The organism is Micromonospora sp. NPDC048835, assembly GCF_040649995.1.
GTDB lineage: Bacteria > Actinomycetota > Actinomycetes > Mycobacteriales > Micromonosporaceae > Micromonospora.
This window is the reverse complement of the sequence record NZ_JBEZGM010000024.1, coordinates 1-21,915: the sequence shown is the minus strand read 5'-3', so window position 1 is coordinate 21,915 and position 21,915 is coordinate 1. Positions and strand designations below refer to the sequence as shown.

Sequence of the window (21,915 nt, the reverse complement as noted above, 5' to 3'; positions counted from 1 at the left end):
GCGGCCGGGGAGGCACGGGGGCGGGTGGGTCATGGTTCTGTCGGTCGAGTTGCTCGGCACGATGCGGGTCACTGTCGATGGGGAGCTTGTGGTGCTGCCGTCCGGGCGGCAGCGCTCCCTGCTGGCTCTGCTGCTGATGGACGGGAAGCGGATGGTCAGCCGGGACCGGGTGATGGCGGAGCTGTGGCCGAGCGCCCCGCCCCAGTCCGCCGCGGTCAACCTGCGGACCTACGCGTGGGGGTTGCGGAGCTGGCTGGCCCGGGTCACCGGCGCGGGCGGTCAACTGGTCCGCAACGGAGCCGGGTGGGCACTGCGGCTGGTGGACGAGACGCCGCTGGCGCTCGACGTGGTGACGTTCGAACGGGACGTGACCGCCGGCCTCCGGGCGCTCAACGACGGCGATCTGGCGTCCGCGACACGGCATCTACACCACGCGACGCAGGCGTACCGGGGCGTTCCGCTGCTGAACGTGCCGCAGGGGCCGGTGCTGTCCGGCTGGTCGGTGCTCCTGCACAACCGCTGGGTGGAGGCGACCGAGGGGTACGCCGAGGCCCTGCTGCGAGCCGAGCGGTTCGGCGCGGCACGGGAGCTACTCCAGGGTTTCGTCGGACAGCACCCGGGCCGGGAGCGGGCCTGGGGCCAGCTGATGACCGCCTGCGCCCGCGGCGGGGACACCACCGGCGCGGTCGCGACCTACCGCGCGGCCCGGACGGCGTTGGTGGAGGGGTTCGGCATGGAGCCGAGCGCCGACCTGACCGCCCAGTACCGGGCGGTGCTGCGGCGCGAGCCGGAGATGACCCCGCCGCAGGAGCCCAGCGCGAGGCATCAGCGGGCGCCGGTCGTCGGACCGGCCGGCCCCCTGCGGCAACTACCGGCCGACCTGCCCGTGCTGTTCGGTCGAGAGGCTGAGGCGCGCGGGCTGCTCGACGCGCTTACCCACTCGCCGGTGGTCCCCGGCCGCTGTCGGGTCGCGGTCGTCGTGGGACCGGCCGGTGTCGGCAAGACCGCCCTCGCGATCCACCTCGCCCACCTGCTCCGCCCGGCCGGGCACGGCGCCCACCTCTTCGTCGACCTTGGTGGACCGGTGCCGGCATCGTCCCGGCCACCGCAGGACGCGGTCGCCGACGCGCTGGACCCGGTGGTGATCCGTCTGTTGCACGCCTTCGGGGTGGCCGGGGAGCGGTTACCCGCACTGCCCGCCGACCGGCACGCGTTGCTGCGCGGCTGCCTCGCCGAGAGTCGCGCGCTCCTCGTCCTGGACGACGCGACCGACCTGGCGCAGATCCGGGCGTTGCTGCCGGGCGACGCGGCGTGCACTGTCATCGTGACCAGCCGGCATCGGCTGGCCGGGCTCACCGACGTGCATCGCGTCGACCTCGGCCCGCTCGATCCGGTCGCCGCCGAGCTGATGTTCCGCACCAGGGCCGGTCTGATCGACGCGGACGAGTCGACCCGTTCGGTCGTCGCGTCCTGCGCGGGACTGCCGCTGGCGCTGCTGATCACCGCCAGCCGCCTGGCGGGACGCCCACCGGTCATGATCCGCAGACTCGCGCTCGCGCTGCGGGACGAGCACACTCACCTCGACGAACTCGTGCTCGACGACCTGTCGGTCCGTGCGCGCGTCGCGGTGTCCTACCGCGCGGTCGGAGCGCTCGAACGACGGGCGCTGCACCTGGTCAGCGCGGCCGGCCCGGCGGGGATTCCGGCCGGACCGCTCGCCGGACCACTGGGGCTGGCCGAAATCGGTGTGGAGCTGGTGCTCGAACAGCTCGCCGACGCACACCTCGTGACGATGACCGAACCGACGTCCCAGGGGGTGCGCTACCGAGCCCCGGAGCTGGTTCGGTTGCTCGTGGCCGAGCAGCCGGACATCGACAAGCCGGGCCAGCACCAACGAGCGGTTTCGACGGGCTTCGACTCCTACCCAGGGAGGAGGACCGCTCCGACCAGCGGTCGCAACCAGGGCCCGAGGTCGGACGCGATCGGCGCGCCCGGAGACGAGCATCTACAGACATGACTACCGTTGTGCGCCGGGCGATGCGCTGGAACCGCCCCCTGATGATCCTGGTGTCCCTGATGGCGGTGCTCACCGTCGTGGCCGTGGTCGGCATCCTCGTCGACCCGCGCGTCCTCACCGGGGTGCCGATCTGGCTCAAGCCGTTCAAGTTCGCGGTGTCGTTCGTGCTGTACGGCGCGACGCTCGCCTGGATGCTCTCCCTGCTGCCGCGCCGCAGCCGGGTCGTCGAGTGGGCGGTCGTCGTCATCGTCGCGGTGGCGGTCGTCGAGAACGCGTGGATCGTCGGTCAGGCGGCACGCGGGCAGATGAGCCACTTCAACGACACCACGCCCGTGAACACCGCGATGTTCGCGGCGATGGGTGCGGCGATCATGGTGCTGTTCTTCGCGCACCTCGTCATCGGGATCGTGGTCCTGATCCAGCGGATCCCCGATCGGGTCGCCGCGACCGCCGTCGGGTGGGGGCTCGGCCTGTCCCTGCTGGGGATGCTCGCGGCGGTGCCGATGGCGCTGCCGATGCAGGACCCGGGCATCGAGGGGATCTCCGGGGCGCACAGCGTCGGTGTCCCCGACGGCGGGGCGGGCCTGCCGGTGGTCGGCTGGAGCACCACCGGAGGTGACCTGCGGATCGGGCACTTCGTGGGGTTGCACGCCCTCCAGGCGTTGCCGATCCTGGCGATCCTGCTGAGCCGGTTCGCCACGCGGTTGGACGAGCGCACCCGGGCCCGGCTGCTGGTCGTGGCGGGCGCGGCGTACGGCGTACTCACGGTGATGTTGACCTGGCAGGCACTGCGCGGGCAGGCACTGCTGCGGCCGGACGCTGTCACCCTCGCCGCGCTCGCGGCCCTGGTGGTCACGACCGCGACCGCCGCCGGGCTCGTGCTGGCGCGCCGCCGTCGCCCGGAACTGGCGCTGGTCGCGTGACCGCGACGCTGTTCACGCTGACCTTCGCGGTGGCCGCGCCGTTCTGGGCGCTGATGATCCTGCTGCCCCGCTGGTCGTGGACCGCCCGGATCGTCGCCTCTCCGCTGATCGTGCTGCCGGTCGTGGTGATCTACGCGCTGCTGGTGCTGCCGGCGTTCGGTGACGTGTTGCCGGCGGTTGCGTCGCCGACCCTGGCCGGGGTGCGCGACCTGCTCGGCACCGCCGACGGGGCGGCGGCGGGTTGGGCGCACATGATCGCGTTCGATCTGTTCGTCGGGCGGTGGGCGTGGTGGGACAGCCGGGAACGGGGGGTGCCGGCGCTGGTGATGGCTCCGGTGCTGCTGCTGACCATCCTGCTCGGACCGCTCGGGCTGGCCGCCTACCTCGCGGTCCGGACCCGGTGGCGGGGGTCGTCGACCGCCGCCACCGGGCCGCAGCACCTAGGCTGACCACCGTGAGCTGGCCGGCGCGACTGTTCGACATGCGCGACACCTTCGTGCGGATGGTGCTGCTCGACCTCGTCGGGCTCGGTTACCTGCTCGTCATCCCGCACTCCACCAACATGCCGACACCAACACAGTGGGTCCTCGCGGTGCTGGCGTTCGCCGCGGCGCTGGTGGCGCACCGTCGGCCAGTGGTCAACCTGATGACGCAGACGGCCCTGCTGGCAGTTGGGATCAGCCTGGTCGACGACTTCACGATCAACCAGGTCGGCGCGAGCTGGGCCCTGCTGGAGATCACCATGCGGGCCCGTCGCGCGCGGGTCATCTGGCTGTCCGCCACGCTGCTGGCCGTGGTCGACCTGACCGACTCGATCGGCGACACACCCGGCCAGATCGCCTCCGGCGTCGTCGGCCTGGCCCTGGAGGTCGGCGTTCCGGTGCTGCTCGGCCTGCTCATCCGCACCAACCGGGAGTTGGGTCGGCAGGCCGTGGAGCGGGCCCTGGCCGAGCAACGGCAGCACGAGTCGGAGAGCCGCGCGGCCCGCGCCGACGAACGCAGCGCCATCGCCCGTGAGCTGCACGACGTGGTCGCGCACCACGTGGCGTCGATGGTCCTGCGGGTCGGCGTGGCCCGGCACGTGCTCACCGACCTGGATCCTCGGGTGGGCGAGGTCTTCGACGACGTGCACGGCACCGGCACCGCGGCCCTGGGGGAGCTACGCCGGCTGGTCGCGGTGCTGCGCGACCCCGACGGGGTACGCGGCGACGCGGCGCTGACCGCGATCGAGCCCGCCGCGCTGCCGGCGGCGATCGGCGCGTCCATCGACCGGGCCCGGCAGGCGGGTGTCACGGTGGAGGCCGATCTCGATCCGGCGATCGGTTCACTCGACGCGGTGCGCGGCATGGCGGTGCTGCGACTGACCCAGGAGGCGTTGACGAACGTGGCCAAACACGCCGGGACGTCCGCGCTCGCGCACCTGGTGGTCGCCGTCCGGGACGGCTCCGTGCACTGGGAGGTCACCGACAACGGGCGCGGCGGGGTGCCGGCGGGCATCCCGGCCGGTGGCGGGCACGGCATCACCGGGATGCGCGAACGTGTCGAGGTCCTCGGCGGCCGGCTGGACGCCGGCCCGACCGACACCGGGTGGCGGGTGCGTACCGTCCTCCCGGCGGTGGCACCCGCGCCCACCAGGGCCGTGCCCCGCGAGCGGGAGGCTCCGACCGCGTCCCGCACGACGGAGTCGGCGTGATCCGGGTGCTGCTGGTCGACGACCAGCACCTCATCCGGGCCGGGCTGCGGATGCTCTGCGACGCCCAGCCCGACATCGAGGTCGTCGGGGAGGCCGACAACGGCCGCGACGCGATCGCCCTCGCCGCGCGGCTCCTGCCCGACGTCGTCGTCATGGACCTGCGCATGCCCGGCGTCGACGGGATCACCGCGACCAGCCGAATCCTCACCGAGCGTCCGGCCACCCGCATCCTGGTGTTGACCACGTTCGGCGACGACGACCACCTCTACCCCGCGCTGACCGCCGGCGCCTGCGGGTTCCTGCTCAAGGACGCGCCCCCGACCGAGTTGCTTGACGGCATCCGTCGGGCCGCGGTCGGTGACAGCCCGTTCAGCGCGGAGGTGCTGCGCCGACTCGTGCAGCGCGCGGTGCACGCGCGCCCGGAGATACCCCGGCAGGTGCAGGGGTTGACCGCCCGCGAACGGGACGTGCTGAACCTGGTCGCCGAGGGGCTGTCCAACACCGAGATCGGCGACCGTCTCCACATCGGCGTCACCACGGTCAAGACCCACATCACCAGCCTGATGGCCAAGACCGACAGCCCCAACCGGGTACGTCTCGCGCTGTTCGCGCGCGGCGTCTGACGCTCAGGCCCGCGTCCGCCGCAGCCCACGAGAACGCCGAGGGCGGCTACGTGGTGACCACCTAACGGCCGCACGCGTAGCCCTGCATACCCCGGGGGTTCGCACCGGCGGCGAGCACACCCGTCGCCGGGTCGCGGGTCACGGCGCAGAGCCGACCGAGGCTCCACCCGTCGACGACCCGCACCTCGTGCCCGTACGCCCGCAGCGCCGTCCGCACGCCCTCGTCGAGCCGGTCCTCCACCACCAGCACGCCCGGCTCCATGTCCCGTGGATAGAACGACCCCGGCAGGCTGACCGTGTGCCACGCCGGGGCGTCGATGGCCTCCTGGAGGCTCTGCCCACCGACGAGGTGCCGCAGCAGGAACGGCAACTGCCACTGGTCCTGCTGGTCGCCACCGGGGGTGCCGCAGGCCAGCACCGGCTCACCGTCGCGGTGCACCATCGTCGGGCTCAACGTCGTACGCGGCCGCCGCCCCGGCGCCAACGAGGAGGCGAGCCCCTCCTCCAGCCAGAACATCTGCAACCTGCTGCCCAGTGGGAAGCCGAGTTCCGGGATCGTCGGGGAACTCTGCAACCAGCCACCGCTGGGCGTAGCGGAGATCATGTTGCCCCAGCGGTCGACCACGTCCACGTGACAGGTGTCGCCCCGGGTCACGCCGTCCGCCTGCACGGTCGGCTCTCCGGTGGCGGCGTCCGTCGGCCCGGTACGCCGCGCGGCGCCGGGTCGGACGTGGGCGGGCAGGCGCGGCTGCGCCCCGTCCGGACGCCCCGGCCGCAGTTCCACCGACGCTCGGTCGCCGATCAGGGCGGCCCGCTCCCGCGCGTACTGCGGGGAGAGCAGCGCCCTGGCGGGCACGTCGACGCCGTCGCCGTACCAGGCCTCCCGGTCGGCGAAGGCGAGCTTGAGCGCCTCGACCTGGGCGTGGACGCCCGCGGCGGTCCCCGGGTCGTACCCGGCGGGGTCGTCGAGCGCGTCCAGTGTGGCGAGGGACTCGAGCAGCACCGGGCCCTGGCCCCAGAAACCCGTCTTCGCCACCGAGTAGCCGTGCCAGTCGAGAATGGCGGGCGTCTCCCAGCTCGCCGAGTACGCGGCCAGGTCGTCGCCGGTGACCAGCCCGGCGTGCGGCCGGCCGCTGGAGTCCTGGAACGGTAACCGGCTGAACGCGTCGATCGCCTCGGCGACGAAACCCGTACTCCAGGCGCGTCGCGCCGCCTCGATCTGGGCCTCCCGGTCCGTGCCGGCCGCCTGCCCCGCCTGGACGAGTCGGCGCAGCGTGTCCGCGTACGCCGGGTTGGTGACCAACTCCCCCGCGCGCGGCGGTCGGCCGCCACGCAGCCAGAGCGCGGCGGACGTGGGCCAGTGGTCCTCGAACAGCGACCGGACGGCGGCCACGGTGTCACCGACCCGGCCCACCAGCGGGTGCCCGGCGCCGGCGTAGCCGATCGCCGGCTCCAGCACCTCGGCGAGGGTGAGCGTGCCGTGCTCGCGCAGCAGCAGGAGCCAGGCGTCCACAGCACCGGGCACGGCCGCCGCGAGCGGCCCGGCGCCGGGGACGAGGTCCATCCCGAGGGACCGGAAGTGCGCGATCGTCGCTCCGGCCGGTGCCGGGCCCTGCCCGCACAGCACCTTCGGAGCGGGGTCCTGCGCGGTGGCCACGATGGCCGGGACCTCGCCGCCCGGCCCGTTCAGGTGCGGCTCGACCACGTGCAGGACGAACCCGGCGGTGACCGCGGCGTCGAAGGCGTTGCCCCCGCGTTCGAGGATGCCCATCGCCGCCTGGCTGGCCAGCCAGTGCGTGGAGGACACCATGCCGAAGGTGCCCTGCAACGTGGGTCGGGTGGTGAACGTCATGATCCGGGGAGCGTATCCGGTGGTCAGTTCGCGGGCCGGGTCCGGCCGCCCCGCAGCAGGCTGAGCAGGACGACCAGCGCGAGCACCGCCACCACCGCACTGAAGAGTTCGGCGGCGGGACGCAGGCCGATCGTCTGGATGAGCAGACCGACCCCGACCGCGGGCACGCCGAGCATGGCGAACAGGATGGCGAAGAAGGTCGACACCGCCTCGGCCCGGTGCTGCGGTTCGGTCCTCATCGTGATCGTCGCGATGCCGTCGCCGACCGCTACCCCCGACGCGACCCCGATGAGCGCCGCACTGATGATCAGCGTCGCCAGCAGGGCCATCCACATGCTGTACGCCAGCAGGCCGGCCCCCGCGACCAGGCCCAGGCAGGCGTAGGCGAGCGCGGCGCGTGAGGACAGGACGCGGGTCAGCAGCTGACCGAACGCCGCTGCGATGAACGCCACGAAGACCACGAGCGCCGCCAGGGTGTGCGACCTCTCGTGCAGGACCATGCCGAGGAACAGCCCCGTCACGGACGTGAGCACCCCGAGAGCGGCGAAGCCCGCACCGGCGGTGATCGCCGAACGGACGAAGTCGCCCCGGATGGCCGCCGGCACGTGCAACCGCTGCACCCGCAGGGTCACCGCGGACCGTTCCCGCACCGTCTCCGGCACCCCGCGCAGCGCGATGATCGCGATCACCGCCAGGACCAGCACGATCAGCCAGGGCAGCCGGAGCGGGTCGGGTGCCACGTCCGACACGACCCCGGACAGCAGGGTACCGGCCGCCAGGCCGCCCAGGTTCGCGAAGATCGACACGGTGGCGGCACGCTTGGGATGGCGGCTGTCGATCAGCTCCGCAAGCGCCGCGGTCGCCGCCCCGATGATCAGCGCGGCGGACAGACCGGCGAGGACCCGACCCACGATGATCATCGCCAGGTCCACGGCGAACAGGAACACGGCGTCGGCGGCGACGGAGAGCAGCAGCGCGATGAGGATGACCGGTCGTCGCCCGATCTGGTCGGAGAGTCGGCCGAAGACCAGCAGCCCGACGACGACTCCCAGCGCGTACAGGGCGTAGACGACTGTCACGGTCAACGACGAGAACCCGAACTCCATCTCGTAGAGCGGATAGAGCGGGGTCGGCACGGTGGTGCCCACGAGCGTGATCCAGAACGCGAACGCGACCCGCACCGCGCCGGACGTGGAACCGGACCGTGTCACTCGTCCAGCATGGGTGTCGGCGTCGGGTCGACGTGCGGTAACGGACCTAAACACCCGCATCAGGTGGCGGGACAGGCACGACGCGGTGGGAAGCGGCTCGGGATGCCGCCTCCCACCGCGTACTCCTAGGAGTTGTACGCCTGGGCGGTCACCGTGACCTGGCGGGCGAGGTTCGACCGCGCCGGCCAGGAGACGCGCACCTCGCGGGTCTCCCCCGGCAGGAGCCAGAAGTAGTTGTCGTCGTAGCGGGCCGGCAGGACCCGCTCACCGCGCTTGTCGCGCACCGCCAGCCGCACCAACGCCGCGACCGTACGGCCCTGGTTGCGGACCGTCGTGGTGACGGTGTTGCGTCCGTCCACGACGCGGACGGTGCTCGACGACGTCGACAGTCGGGTGCGCGGCAGGTCGTTGAGCGCCCGCAACTGCTCGGCCCTGTCGTAGCGCCAGTACGTGTTCTCCGCCAACAGCCGGTCGCGGCCGTCGCGCAACTCCAGTCGCACCAGGTGCAGCCCGCCGCCGTCCGGCGCGGCGAGCGGGAAGACCGCAGCGGTGGCCGACCGCGCCACGTCCACCCGCTGACGCTGTGGGGCATCCAACGAACGGCCGCTCAGGTCGTACCGTCGGGCACTCACGGTGACCCCGCTCAGCGGCGCGGCGGTGTGGTTGACCACCCGGACCTGCCAGCTGCCCGGGTCGGCCTGCACGTGCACCGGCTCGCACCCCTTGCGGGCGCCGTAGTAGGCACCGTTGACGTCGAGGTCGTAGTCGTAGGTCTGCCACACCGTGCTGTGCCACGCCGGGTGCGACATCCACAGCAGCAGACCCGTGGCGTCCTGCCACAGGTTGGCGTTCCACGCCTCGAACATGGCGCGGTGGCTCTCGTAGTTGACGAACTGCGCCCGGGTGGCGAACTCGTCGAGCGAGGCGGACTCGCCGAGCCGCGCGTCGATGGCCGCCTGGTACGTGCCGACGCGCTGGTTACCGATGGTCGACCAGTCGTGGTAGTTCCACACCTCGCCGATCGGCCACTCCTTCGCGTCGCCGACGAGGTTGCGCATGCTCTCCACCACCGACACGACCGGCATGCCGATCTCGGTGTGGAAGCCGAAGGAGTCGGCCTCGTACATCTTCACGTCGGTGTAGGTGCTCGGGTCGACCCAGTGGTACGGCCCACGCCCGCTCACGATGCCGCTGGCCGAGTTGGGAATGTAGAGGATCTCCGGATGCTCGGTGCTGACCGCCTGCTTGAGGCCGGCGTCGACGATCGGCGGCGGGTCACCCTCGTTCGCGCCGCACCAGACCACGATGCTCGGGTGGTGGCGGAACCGCCGGATCGTGTCGGCGGCGATGTCCACGTAGCCGGGCGGGTTGGGCAGGAACCCGCCGGCCTGCCAGAAGTCGTTCCACACCAGGATGCCCTGCTCGTCGCAGGCCTGGTACAGCTCCTCGCGGTTGCTGCTGCCCAGCCAGTTGCGGATCATCGTGAAGTTCATGTCCCGGTGCATCTCGACCGTGTCGGCCAGCCGGTCGGGCAGCACCCGACGCAGCAGCTCGTCCCAGCCCCAGTTGCCGCCCCGGGCGAACACCGGCACACCGTTGACACTGATCTTCAGTTCGGTGATCTTGTTGCTGACCGCCTTGACGTCCGTCCACCGCTGCCCGTCGGTCGAGACCTGGATGACGAAGTCGCGGGCGTACGCCTGCTCCCACACGATGGTGACCTGGTCGAAGGTGACAGGTGCGCCGAGGTCGACCTGGATCCACTGGTTGTCCTCGAACGCCGACGACCACCGGGTCCGCGGATTGCCGTCGACGGCCCGGTCCGGGCCGTTCGAGTCGCCGTCGGACGACGACGCGGTGGCGGCCTTGCGCAGGGCCAGATCGACGTCCGGCTCGGCCTGCCGCTGCACCGACAGCGCCCACATGGACACACCCCACGAGGTGACCCGCGCGCCGGTCTGGATGCGCAGGTGCTGGGCGGTCTGGCTGGCGAACGTCTCGACCTGGGTGGCGCGGCTGCCCAGCGGGGTGTCGTTGCTCACCGACGTCACGTCGCTCCAGGCGTCGCCGTCGACGGAGACCTGCACCCGGTAGTCCAGCGCGTACGCCTGCTCCCACACGATGGTGACCCGGTCGACGTCGACAGCCGCGCCGAGGTCGACCTGGATCCACTGGTCGTCCTCGGCCTGCGAAGCCCAGCGGGTGGCCGCATCGCCGTCGACGGCCCTGCCCGGACCGTTGCCGTCGTTCTCCGACGACGAGGCGGTGGCGTCGCGGCCCAGGGCGAGATCCGGGCCGGCGCCGTCGGCCACCGACAGCGAGAACATCGAGATGCCCCAGCCGGTGGCGCGCTGGCCGGCCTGAATGCGAACGTACCGGGCGTGCTGCCGGGCGAACGGGACCAGTTGGGTGGCCGCCCCGTCGACGAACTCCAGCGCGGGCTTACCCGGCGGCGAGATCACGATCGGCTGATGCCAGTCGTAGGCGAACTCGCGGATACCGAAACGGAGCGCACGCCGGTCGCTGACCGAACGCTTGACGGTGGCGGTGAGCGTGAGGTCGTACAGGTGGGGCTCGCCGTAGCCGTTTGGCCACCACAGCCGGGGCTTGCGCAGGCGCAGCGCGGGGAAGCGCTCCGGCGCGAAGGTGACAGTGGTGCTTCCGCCGGCGGGGACGGTGACCGTGGACTCCACGCGTACCCTGTCGAACTCGGCGCGGACGGTGACCGTGGTGGCGGTGGTGGCCGCGTTGCGGACCGGCACCCGGATGGTGACCTCGGCGGTGTCGGTGCGGGGCAGGTCGGGCAGCGTGGTCTGCACGTGCGGGTCGCCGACGACGACGGCGCCGGTGCTGCGCAACCGGACGTGGTCCCAGAGGCCGGTGACCCGGTCGCGGACAGCCGGCATCCAGTCCCACCCGGACACCGCCAGGTAGGTCGGCGCGTCCAGGTAGTGGTGGGCCGACTGGAGGAAGGTACGACCGTCGGGGCCCTTGTCGCCCGGGGTGCCCGGGTGCGGCATCGGGGTGACCCGGACGGCGAGGACGTGCTCGCCCCGGTGACCGGCGAGAGCGTCGGTGATGTCGAAGGCAGCCCGTGCGAACGGGTGCTTGACGCTGCCGACCTGCACACCGTTGACCCAGGCGGTCGCCTCGTGGTTGATCCCGTCGAACTCCAGCCAGACCCGTCGGCCGGCCGAGGTGTCCAGGTCGCGCGGCAGCCGCAGGGCGCGCCGGTACCACCACGTGTGCCGGGACAGCGCCTCCGGAATGCGCATGTTGTTGAGGCCGCTCACCGGATCGGGCAGGTGCCCCTGCTCGACAAGGGTGCCCAGCACGGTGCCGGGCACCGTCGCCGGCAGCCAGGACCGGACGTCGACACCGGCGCGGGAGAGTTCGGCGCCATCGGCGGTGCCGGCGAAGTCGTCCATGGTCAGCGACCAGCCCGACTCCAGCGGCACCGTACCGTCGGCGGCGACCTTCAGCTCGGGCGCCGGGCCGGTGTTGCCACCCTCCCAACTGGTCCAGCCCTCGGCCTTCGGCCGGCCGGCCAGCGGTACGCCGTAGACCTGGAAACCGTTGAGGCCCACCGGGTTGCTGTTCGAGCGCTTCGTGGTGGTCATCCGAACCCACCTGGCGGTGACCGGCTCGGGCAGCTTGATGGACTGCACGCCGCCCTGGCCCTCGCTGGTCTCGTACACCGTTCGCCAGGCACTGCCGTCGGTGGAGACCTCGATCCGGTACGCCGTCGCGGCGCTGGAGAGGATCTCGTCGCCGTCGGTCTCGGTGTAGTTGCCGTCGAACGGCCCGTCGCTGAGCGTGGCCTCGAAGACCAGGGAGACGGCCTCGACCCGGCACAGCGCCTGAAGGTCCACCGAGATCCACTGCGGGTCACCATTGGCCGCGCGCCACCCACTCCCCCGGACGCCGACCTGCGCCAGGCCGTCCACGGCAAAGGTGGCGGGTGTCGGCGCGTAGTCGGTCGAGGAGACCGCCACCGGACGGTACCGGGCCAGGTCGGTGGCGGTCGGGGTGGCCGACGGGCTGGCCGGCGGCGCCGGCACGGCGGCGGACGCGAGGGCGTCCGGCAGCGCAGCGGTCACCCCGACCGAGGCGAGCAGCGTCGCGCCGGCGGAAAGGAAGGTACGCCGCGACATCGGCGATGGGTCGGACATCGTGCCTCCAGATATGACAACGTTGTCAGATGACGAGGATCGGTGACAACGTTGTCAGATGGTGGCCCGATGTTTCCCGCGAGTCAAGGGCTCGAGTCCATCGTGATTCCACGAATACGTTCCGCGCGTGTTCCACTTCGGACATCGACCCGCGGACAGATCGTTGAGGCCACTCCGGCCGGACGCTCAAACCCGTGAACGCGACCGTGAGCGCCGCGCGTCTGGACCGGCGCGACTGCGGGCTCAAGTTTCAACGCGGCCGCCGTCGCGGCCCGCCGGGACACCTGCCTAAGCACGCTGCCCTTCGAGCCGATGTCGCAACAATTCAGACCCACTACGCCTCACCTCGGACAGCACCCCGATCAATCACCGCGATCTTGCACTTTCTGTGGCGACATAAGGCTCATATCCCACATCTCGACAACCAAAACTGCAAGATCGCCGGGGCGGCTGGCCTGGCTGCGTCGATCATGGAGTTGTGGTGCCTCACATTAGGGGCGTACACGGGTTTTTCGCCCACCAGAACTCCATGATCGAGGGGCACGGGGCGGGGGCACGGGGCGGGGTGAACTCTCCGGACGAGCTACGGAAGATCAAGGCTCCGTGGGTCGCAGCGCGGAAGCTGTGGCCCAAGCCGAAAGAACGACCCGCCCTGGTCGCCGATGGCGCAAACGATTCAGCTCCAAAGGTGCCGACCAATACCTCAGCACCAAGGTGGCTCGGAGGCGGATCCCAGGTCACGACGGCGGATCCCATTGCCACGGAGGCGGGCCGCAGATCACGCAGACGGAGCACGTAGGTCGCGCAGGCTGACTGTTGGTCGAGCGCCGGGGCGACTGCGGGAGGTGGGCGAGGTGTCCATCCGTACCCCCGAACGGGCCGGCACCACCGACGGCCGTCAGGGGGCCGCGGCGCTCGTCGAACACCTGGCTGGCGCCGAGAACCTGGCCGCCGGATCAGCGCGCCAGCCCGGTCAGCTCGCCGGACCAGCCTCCCGGCGGCCAGGTTCGCGGGGGTGGTACTCGGGGCGGAGCTTTGCGCTCGCGAACGCCGACTTCACCGCGGCCGAGATCGCGGCGATGTCGTAAGCGCCGTGGTGTCGCCGGCCGTTGATGAAGAAGGTCGGGGTGCCGGTGACGCCGCTGAGGTCGGCGGAGTCGACGTCCTCGGCGATCCGGTCCACGCCCATCCGCTTCGCCATGTGTTCCCGGAACGCGTCCAGGTCCAGGTCGAGTTGTTCGGCGTAGCCGAGCACTTCGGCGGGGTTGAGAGCGTCCTGGTGGGCGAGCAGCAGGTCGTGCATCTCCCAGAACGCGCCCTGCTCCCCCGCCGCCTCGGCGGCCTCGGCGGCCAGTTGGGCATGGGGGTGGACGTCGGTGAGTGGCAGGTGCCGCCAGACGTACCTGACGTTGGCGAAGTCGGCAAGCAACTCCCTGACCATCGGCTCGGCCTGCCCGCAGTAGGGGCACTCGAAGTCGCCGTACTCCACCACCGTCACCGGCGCCTCGAGCGCCCCGCGCATGTGGTCGCGCTCCGCATCGACCGGGAGCATCAGGTCGACGATCCCCTCGGTGACGCCCAGCAGCGCGCGGGTCCGCCGCGCCGGTGAGAGCCGCCCGACGGAGCGGAACACCAGCCAGGTGACGAGGGACGCGCCGAGGGTCGCCACGATGATGCCGAACTTCGCCTCGTCCAGGGCCGGGCCGCTCAGCGCATGGGTGGCGATCAGGAGCGCGACGGTGAACCCGATGCCGGAGATCGTCCCGACCCCCGCGACGGCGACCCAGCCGACAGGTGGCCGAAAGCGGTTGCCGCTCAGCCGGGTCACCAGCCACGCGGTGGCGGTGATCCCGGCCGGCTTGCCGACGATGTACGCGACCACGACGCCGAGCGTGACCGGGGAGTTCACGGCCCTGGCCAACAGGTCGCCGTCGATCACGATGCCGACGTTGGCGAGCGCGAACAGTGGCACCACCACGTAGCTCGCCCACGGATGGTAGAGCGTCTGCAACCGCTCGTTCGGCGACAGCGCCGAGATGAGCCCGGCCCGGGCCATCCGGGCGAGCTGCGGGGTGGGCTGTTCTCGGAAGAGGCGGAACTGGTCGCTGGCCCGTTGCAGGTCGCTGCGACCCGGGGCGTAGGCGTAGGTCAGCAACCCCATCACCAGGCCCACCGCGACCGGGTCGACACCGGACATGGACACGGCGATCCAGGCCGCCACGCCCAGCAGCGCGTAGACCGGCCCGAACCGCACACCCCACGTCCGGACGAGCAGAACCGCGCCGAAGATCGCCGCCGCGACGACGAGTGCCGTCAGCGAGGGGTGATGCGGGTACGCGATGGCCAGCACCGCGATCGCCACCACGTCGTCGACGACGGAGACGGTCAGCAGGAAACCCCGCAGCCGTTCCGAGAAACGCGGCCCGAAGACGGCAAGCGCGCCGAGCGCGAGCGCCGTGTCGGTGGCCATCACCGCACCCCAGCCCGCGGCGGTGGGGTGCCCGGCGTTGATGGCGAGGTAGATCGCGATCGGCACGAGCATGCCGCCGACCCCGGCGAGCATCGGCAACGCCAGGCGACGCCGTTCCCGCAACTCGCCGATGTCGAACTCGCGGCGCAACTCCAGCCCCGCGACCAGGAAGAAGAACGTCATCAGACCGCTGTTGACCCAGGTCCGCAGGTCGTCCGACAGGTGCCAGTCGCCGAGCTGGACCGAGAGGGACGTGCTCCAGACCGACTCGTACGACGACGTGTCGAGGTTGGCCCAGACGAGAGCCACCACCGCGGCGACGAGCACCACCCGCGCGCCGCCGGTCTCGGTCCGCAGGAACGCGCGCAGCGGAGCGTTGAACCGCCCCTCCCAGGCGGTTCGGCTGGTCCAGCTCCGATGCGGGTTGTCGCTCGTCACGGGGACAATCTTCGTCGACCTGACCGTCACACGGTTCGGATTACTACTCCTCCTCGGCGAAGACGACCTCGCGACGTCGGCGGATCGTCGGCAGGACGGCGACGACGAGCGCGACGACCGTCAGGGCCAGCAGCGCCGCGGAGATCGGTCGGGTCAGGAAGACCGACGGGTCGCCGCGGGAGATGATGAGCGCGCGCCGCAGGTTCTCCTCCAGCAGCGGGCCGAGGACGAAGCCGAGCAGCAGGGGCGCCGGCTCGCACCCGCACTTGATCAGGATGTAGCCCAGGATCCCGAAGAACGCGATCGCGTAGACGTCGTACGCGTTGGCGTTCAGTGAGTAGGTGCCGATCGCGGCGAACAGAATGATCATCGGGAAGAGCACCTGGTACGGGATGCGCAGCATGCGCACCCAGAGGCCGATCAGCGGCAGGTTCAGCACCAGCAGGAGCACGTTACCGATCCACATCGAGGCGATCAGGCCCCAGAACAGCGCCGGCTCGTCGTTGATGACGTTCGGGCCCGGGGTGATGCCGTGCACGATGAACGCGCCGATCATCAGGGCCATCACCGGGTGGGCCGGCAGGCCCAGGGTGAGCAGCGGGATGAACGACGTCTGCGCGGCGGCGTTGTTCGCCGACTCGGGCCCGGCGACACCCTCGATCGCGCCCCGCCCGAACTCCTGCTGTCGCTTCGAGATGCGCTTCTCGACGGCGTACGAGGTGAACGAGGCGAGCACGTGGCCGCCGCCGGGCAGGACGCCGAGCGCGGCGCCGAGGCCGGTGCCGCGCAGGATCGGGGCGACGATCCGACGTCGGTCCTCCCGGGTCGGCCAGAGGTTCGTCACCCTGTTGACGATCGCCGTACGGGTCTGCTCGTTCTCCAGGTTGCGCAGGATCTCGGCCACCCCGAACAGGCCCACGGCGACCGACACGAAGTCGATCCCGCCGTACAGCTCGCGCTGCTCGAACACGAACCGGGGCGTCCCGGTGTAGATGTCCTGGCCGACCGTGCCGAGCAGCACGCCGAGCGCGATCATCGCCAGTGCCTTGAGCGCGGTGCCCCGCGCCAGCGCGATCGACACGATCAGGCCGAACAGCACGAGTGAGAAGTAGTCGGCCGGGCCGAACTTCAACGCGACACTCGCCAGCGGTGGAGCAGCGGCGGCGAGCGCCACGGTGGCGACCGTACCCGCGACGAAGGACCCGATCGCCGCGGCCGCCAGGGCCGGCCCGGCCCGGCCCTGGCGAGCCATCTCGTGCCCGTCCAGCGCGGTCACCGCGGCCGACGACTCACCGGGCAGGTTGATCAGGATGGCGGTCGTCGAGCCGCCGTACTGCGCCCCGTAGTAGATGCCGGCCAGCATGATCAGCGCCGTGACCGGCTCGAAGCTGAACGTGATCGGCAGCAGCATCGCGACCGTCGCGGTGGGCCCGATGCCGGGCAGGACGCCCACCGCCGTCCCGAGCAGCACTCCCACGAAGCAGTAGAGGACGTTCTGGACCAGCAGGGCCGTCGAGAAGCCCAGCGCGAGGTTGTCGAGGAGTTCCATGCCTCAATCCGGACGTCGCGTCAGGCCCCCAGCCAGGGGCCCCACAGGGGGATCCGTAGCTGGAGTCCGACGACGAAGATGAGCGTGCTGGCCACGGTCAGGCCGGTGGCCACGGCCACCGCCGTGAGCGGCCGTACGCGGGTGCTGGCCAGGGTGGTGAGCAGTGCGGTCACCGCCGTCGTCGGTACGAACCCGAGGCGCCGGATGGTGAACCCGAAGAACAGGACCGCGAGCACGATTGCAGCGACCGCTCGCCACGGGACCGGCCCGAACGAGATCACCTCACCGGCGACGAGCCCCTTGCCGATGATCGCCAGGCCCAGTGCGCCCACGGCCGCGCCGACCAGCAGCGGGAAGGCGCCGGGACCCATCCGCGTGGGGGTGCCCACCTCGTAGCCGAGCGCCCCCACCACGAACGCGCCACCGATCAGGACGAAGATTGCACCGGCGAGAACATCCGGGTACGACCGACGGCGCTCCACCTCAGGAGACCTTGACCCCGGCGTCGGCGATGATCTTCGCCCAGGTGCCGAGCTGTTCGTCGAGCTTCGCCCGGTGCGCGTCCGGGGTCGCGTCCTGGGCCGCGACGGGAGCGGTGCCGAGCTTGGCCATCTGGTCGATGACCTTCTGGTCGGCCAGGGCCACCTGCAACGCCTCGGACAGCTTCTGGACGATCTCCTTCGGCGTGTCGGCCGGAACGTAGAGACCGTGCCACACGCTGACCGTGAGCTGCGGCAGCCCGGCCTCGGTGGTGGTGGGCAGGTCGGGAAGGCTCTTCACCCGCTCGGGCGTGGTGACCGCGTACGCCTTCACCTTCCCCGCGGCGATCTGGCCGCTGGTGTTCGTCGTCTGGTCGCACATGAAGTCGACCTGGCCGCCGACGAGGTCGGTCAACGCGGGGCCGGTGCCCTGGTACGGGACCTCCTGGAGCTTCACGCCGGTGGCGGTCTGGAACAGCAGTCCGCACAGGTGGGACGCGGCGCCGATGCCGGCGTTGGCGAGCGTGACCTTGTTGGCGTTCGCCTTCACGTGGGTCACCAGGTCCTGGAGTGTCGCGGGTGCGAAGTCCTTGCGGGCGACGATCGTCATCGGCACCTCGGTGACCAGACCGACCGTCTCGAAGTCCTCCAGGGGCTTGTAGCCCAGGCTCTTGTAGAGGGCGGGCGCCGTCGACATGCCGATGTGGTGCATCAGCACGGTGTAGCCGTCCGACTTGGCTCGCGCGACCTGACCGGCGCCGACAGTGCCGCCAGCGCCCTCGACGTTCTGCACGACGATCTTGCCACCGAGCTTCGCGGCCATCGGCTCGGCGATCAGGCGGGTGACCGTGTCCGTCGGGCCGCCCGCGCTGAACGGCACGACGATCGTGATGTTGTCGTCCGGGTAACTCGCGGCGTCGCCGCCGGTGGCGCCCCCGTTGCCGGAACACGCGGCGGCGAGCGATACGACACCGATCGCGGCGATCATCCGCGCGGTGGTCCAGTATCTGCCTGTCGTTCGCATACGGCGACCTCCCCATCAACGCATGGACATTCCTCGGCGCGTCAGTGGCCCTCAGTCTCTGCTGGTCGGGGCCCGGATGGTGTCAGGAAAATCCCAAGAACCGGGGCCGGCGGGAGCCGATCCGGGCCGTACAATCCGCTGCTATGCGGATAACCGTCATCGAGGATGACGACCGCGTGGCACGGGGGCTGGTGACCGTCCTGACCCAGGCGGGTTTCGAGGTCCACCGCGTCGCCACCGCCGCGCAGGCCGTGCGCGCCGCGCCGTCCGACGTGGTCCTCGTCGACCTGGGTCTCCCCGACGGCGACGGGCTCGACGTGATCCGCAGGCTGCGCGACCACCCGCAGACCGCCGTGATCGCGGTGACCGCGCGATCCGAGGAGCACGAGCGGGTCCGGGGCCTGCGTGCCGGCGCTGACGACTACATCGTCAAACCGTTCGGCGTTCCGGAGTTGCTCGCCCGCATCGACGCCGTCCTGCGCCGCACCCGGGCCGCCCGCGCCCACGCCCAGGCGGACGAGAAGCTCGTCCTCGGCCCGCTGCGGATCGGCGTCGGCACCCGCGAGGTCACCGTCGACGGCACCCCCGTGTCGTTGACCCGCAAGGAGTTCGAGCTGCTCCTGCTGCTGGCCCGGCGCGCGCCGAACGTGGTCAGCCGCGACGTCATCCTCGACCAGATCTGGGGCGCGACCTGGGAGTCGTCGAGCCGCACCCTGGACACCCACATCGCGACGATCCGGCACAAGCTGGGGTCGAACGTGGCCATCCGAACGATCCACGGCGTCGGCTATCGGCTGCTGGCCGACCAGCCGGAGCTGACCGGCTGACGTCGTGCACCGCCGACTGCTCGTCGTCCTGGTCCCCCTCGCGGCCCTGCTCGTCGCGGCGCTCGGGGTGCCGCTCAGCGTCACCGTCGCCGAACGCGAGATGCAGGAGACCTACGTCAACCGGCTGGGCGACGTCGGCCGGTTCGCCTCGCTTGCCGAGACCGCCCTGTCGACCGGCCGCACCGAGGCGTTGCAGCAGGAGCTGACGCGGTACCACGAGCTGTACGGCATCCCGGTCGCGCTCATCGACACGTCGGGCGCGGTGCTGCTCGGACCAGCCGACGCTTACCAGAACGCGGCCCGCACCGAGGCGGCGTTGCCCCGGATCGTGACCGCGGCGCTCGCCGGCGCCCGGTCCGAACCGTCCTGGGAGTGGGCACCGTGGGACGACTCGGCGCTCGTCGTGGCGGAGCCGGTCGGCCGGGACAGCGAGGTCGTCGGCGCGGTCGTGACGATCTCCGACCTGACCCGGACGCGCGAGCTGATCCTGGTCCGCTGGGCTCGGCTGGCCGGGCTCGGGCTGCTGCCGCTGCTCGCGTTGACAGCCGTCGCCTGGCCGGTGTCGGCGTGGGTGCTGCGGCCGGTACGGAAACTCGACGCGGCGACCTCGCGGATCTCCGCGGGCGACCTGACCATCCGCGCCGACGCCGAGGCCGGCCCGATCGAGCTGCGTCGGCTCGCGCAGTCGTTCAACACCATGATGGACGCCGTCGAGAACGCCGCCCAGCGGCAGCGCGCGTTCGTCTCCGACGCGTCACACCAGTTACGCAACCCGTTGACAAGCCTGCGGCTCGCCGTGGAGAGCCTGGCACCACACCTACGGCCCGAGGGAGACGGGCAACAGGTGTACGACGTCGCCGTCGACGAACTGAAGGCGATGCAACGAATGCTGAACTCACTCCAGGCCAGCGCACGGATGGAGAGCATGCGGAGGTCGTCGCCGGTAGACCTCGACGAGGTGCTGGCGACCCGGGTCGACAGGTGGCGGGCCCTGACGGCCACGGCCGGGCAGACACTGACTGTCGACGTACCCCCGGGGTTGCGGTTGTTGGAGCCGCCGGGCGGCCTGGGCAGCATCCTGGACGAGCTGATCAGCAACGCATTGCGGCTGTCCGACGCGCAGGTGATCGAGGTCAGCGCGGACGTCGATCCCGCTGCTGCGGTCGTCACGGTCGTCGTCCGGGACGACGGGCAGGGCATCGACGTGTCCGAGCGGGCCCAGGCGCTGCAACGATTCTGGCGCTCGCCCCGGCACCAGAACGTGCCCGGCACCGGCCTGGGGCTGGCGATCTGCGCCGGCCTGGTCACCGCGGCCGGAGGTGAGCTGCGGCTGGAGGCGGGCCTGCCACGTCCGGACGGCTCCGGGCACGGGCTGGCCGCGGTGGTGGTGCTGCCTGTCGCGCCCGCCTCGGCCTGACGTGGTCCCGGCGTCAATGTTTGCGGTCGCGGCCTCAGCGTTTGTGGTCCCGGCGTCAGCGTTTGCGGTCGCGGAACCAGGCCGCCGCCCCCGGATGGAGTGGGACCGACGCGGTGGAGATTCCGGTACGCACATTGATCTGCCACGCCTCCGGAAGGGCCTCGGCGTCATCACGGCCAGCGGAGGTGATCGCCCCGGTGTGCCGGAAAACCGTGTCGGTGATGGCGTAAACCAGATCGTCGGGCAGGTCGTCGCGCGCGAGCAGCACGTTCGGCACGGCGACGGTGCGCGTCGCCGGAACGCCGGCATAGGCAGTCGCGTGGATCATGGCCGGGGCGTAGGGACCCGGGTACGCCGTGAAGAGCCCGTCCGCCTGCGCGTCCAACGGGATCAACCGGATCGGGTGCCGCTGCGCCAACTCGGTGATCGCGGGCGTCGGAACCCCGGTCAACGAGAACATCGCGTCGATCGTGCCGTCCCGCAACGCCGCCGCCGACTCGGCCTGGCTGAGATTCCGGCCGTCGGCTTCGAGCGGGCCGAGCCTCAGGACCCGCAACGACGTGAACTCCGTGCCCGAGTCGTGCGCACCGAGAGACACCCGTTTACCCGCAAGGTCTCTGAACGCGCCGATCGCCGAACCGGCCATGACCACGAGATGCAGATGGCTGTCGTAGAGCCGGCAGATCGCCGACAACCCACCGGGCGCGCTGCCGTCGCTGGTGATCAGCGCATCCAGGCTGGTCAGGCCCAGGTGCACCTCGCCGGCCCGCAGCATCCGGATGTTGTCGGTGGACGCCCCACTCGGCACGGTGGTCACCGTCGCCCCCGGCACCTGCTCGGAGATGTGCTCGGCCAACGCCCCACCGATCCTCCGGTAGACCGCCCCCGCCGGCCCGGTAGCCAGTCGCAGGTGGACCTCGTCCGCCTCAGTCCTTGGTGAGCACCCGAGCAGCAGCCCGCCGCCAGCCAGCAACACCGCCCGCCGCGAAAACCCCACCATGCCGAAATAATACGAACGCCCCACCCCGCAGCGCTGCGCCGATCTTGTCCCCACCGCCCCGCCCCGCCCCGCTGCCCCGCCCTGCCCCGCCCCGCCCCCGCTGCGCCGCCCCGCCCCGCCCCCGCTGCGCCGATCTGTGAGTGAGGTTGTCAAGGGGTGCGGTGGTGGGTGGTGATGGTGCGGTAGAGCTGTCGGGCGATGTAGCGCTTGAGGCAGCGGG

At 71.4% G+C, this 21,915-nt stretch carries 15 protein-coding genes; 7 read left to right on the top strand and 8 right to left on the bottom strand.

Annotated features, from left to right (window positions below; translation table 11 throughout):
* Window positions 1-31: 31 nt before the first annotated feature.
* The 5 genes from AB0C15_RS24910 to AB0C15_RS24890 are packed head-to-tail and all read left to right on the top strand — an operon-like array spanning window position 32 to window position 5,256.
* Window positions 32-2,017: a BTAD domain-containing putative transcriptional regulator gene (locus tag AB0C15_RS24910; protein WP_357355698.1), complete on the top strand. Its 1,986-nt coding sequence runs from the start codon at window positions 32-34 to the stop codon at window positions 2,015-2,017.
* Complete coding sequence (locus tag AB0C15_RS24905) at window positions 2,014-2,940, top strand: hypothetical protein (RefSeq protein ID WP_357355696.1); 927 nt, start codon at window positions 2,014-2,016, stop codon at window positions 2,938-2,940. Before AB0C15_RS24910 ends, AB0C15_RS24905 begins: the two co-directional genes overlap by 4 nt.
* Window positions 2,937-3,389 (top strand): ABA4-like family protein, encoded by a 453-nt coding sequence (locus AB0C15_RS24900; RefSeq protein ID WP_357355694.1) that lies wholly within the window; start codon window positions 2,937-2,939, stop codon window positions 3,387-3,389. The genes AB0C15_RS24905 and AB0C15_RS24900 overlap by 4 nt, the downstream gene beginning before the upstream one ends.
* A gap of 5 nt (window positions 3,390-3,394) precedes the next feature.
* Window positions 3,395-4,633, top strand: coding sequence for a histidine kinase (locus AB0C15_RS24895; protein WP_357355692.1), 1,239 nt, complete (start codon window positions 3,395-3,397; stop codon window positions 4,631-4,633).
* A complete protein-coding gene (locus tag AB0C15_RS24890; RefSeq protein ID WP_357355690.1) occupies window positions 4,630-5,256 on the top strand; it encodes a response regulator transcription factor in 627 nt (208 codons plus the stop codon). Before AB0C15_RS24895 ends, AB0C15_RS24890 begins: the two co-directional genes overlap by 4 nt.
* Window positions 5,257-5,317: 61 nt before the next feature.
* Here the strand turns inward: AB0C15_RS24890 and AB0C15_RS24885 are convergent, their stop codons facing one another.
* From AB0C15_RS24885 to AB0C15_RS24855, 7 genes are all read right to left on the bottom strand, one after another.
* A complete protein-coding gene (locus tag AB0C15_RS24885; RefSeq protein ID WP_357355688.1) occupies window positions 5,318-7,108 on the bottom strand; it encodes a gamma-glutamyltransferase family protein in 1,791 nt (596 codons plus the stop codon).
* A 23-nt stretch (window positions 7,109-7,131) separates the two neighbouring features.
* A complete protein-coding gene (locus tag AB0C15_RS24880; RefSeq protein WP_357355686.1) occupies window positions 7,132-8,319 on the bottom strand; it encodes an MFS transporter in 1,188 nt (395 codons plus the stop codon).
* A 125-nt stretch (window positions 8,320-8,444) separates the two neighbouring features.
* On the bottom strand, window positions 8,445-12,491 hold the full coding sequence (locus tag AB0C15_RS24875) for a discoidin domain-containing protein (protein WP_357355684.1): 4,047 nt from the start codon (window positions 12,489-12,491) through the stop codon (window positions 8,445-8,447).
* Window positions 12,492-13,464: 973 nt separating this feature from the next.
* Window positions 13,465-15,399 (bottom strand): Na+/H+ antiporter NhaA, encoded by a 1,935-nt coding sequence (locus tag AB0C15_RS24870; RefSeq protein WP_357355682.1) that lies wholly within the window; start codon window positions 15,397-15,399, stop codon window positions 13,465-13,467.
* Between the two features lie 43 nt (window positions 15,400-15,442).
* Complete coding sequence (locus AB0C15_RS24865) at window positions 15,443-16,948, bottom strand: tripartite tricarboxylate transporter permease (protein ID WP_357355680.1); 1,506 nt, start codon at window positions 16,946-16,948, stop codon at window positions 15,443-15,445.
* 20 nt (window positions 16,949-16,968) lie between these two features.
* On the bottom strand, window positions 16,969-17,430 hold the full coding sequence (locus AB0C15_RS24860) for a tripartite tricarboxylate transporter TctB family protein (RefSeq protein WP_357355678.1): 462 nt from the start codon (window positions 17,428-17,430) through the stop codon (window positions 16,969-16,971).
* 1 nt (window position 17,431) lies between these two features.
* Complete coding sequence (locus AB0C15_RS24855) at window positions 17,432-18,451, bottom strand: tripartite tricarboxylate transporter substrate-binding protein (protein ID WP_357355676.1); 1,020 nt, start codon at window positions 18,449-18,451, stop codon at window positions 17,432-17,434.
* Window positions 18,452-18,594: 143 nt separating this feature from the next.
* Between AB0C15_RS24855 and AB0C15_RS24850 the strand changes: the two genes are divergently transcribed.
* Window positions 18,595-19,278, top strand: coding sequence for a response regulator transcription factor (locus AB0C15_RS24850; RefSeq protein ID WP_357355674.1), 684 nt, complete (start codon window positions 18,595-18,597; stop codon window positions 19,276-19,278).
* Between the two features lie 4 nt (window positions 19,279-19,282).
* On the top strand, window positions 19,283-20,695 hold the full coding sequence (locus AB0C15_RS24845) for a HAMP domain-containing sensor histidine kinase (protein ID WP_357355672.1): 1,413 nt from the start codon (window positions 19,283-19,285) through the stop codon (window positions 20,693-20,695).
* 55 nt (window positions 20,696-20,750) lie between these two features.
* Here the strand turns inward: AB0C15_RS24845 and AB0C15_RS24840 are convergent, their stop codons facing one another.
* Window positions 20,751-21,749 (bottom strand): TAXI family TRAP transporter solute-binding subunit, encoded by a 999-nt coding sequence (locus tag AB0C15_RS24840; RefSeq protein ID WP_357355670.1) that lies wholly within the window; start codon window positions 21,747-21,749, stop codon window positions 20,751-20,753.
* Window positions 21,750-21,915 lie beyond the last annotated feature (166 nt).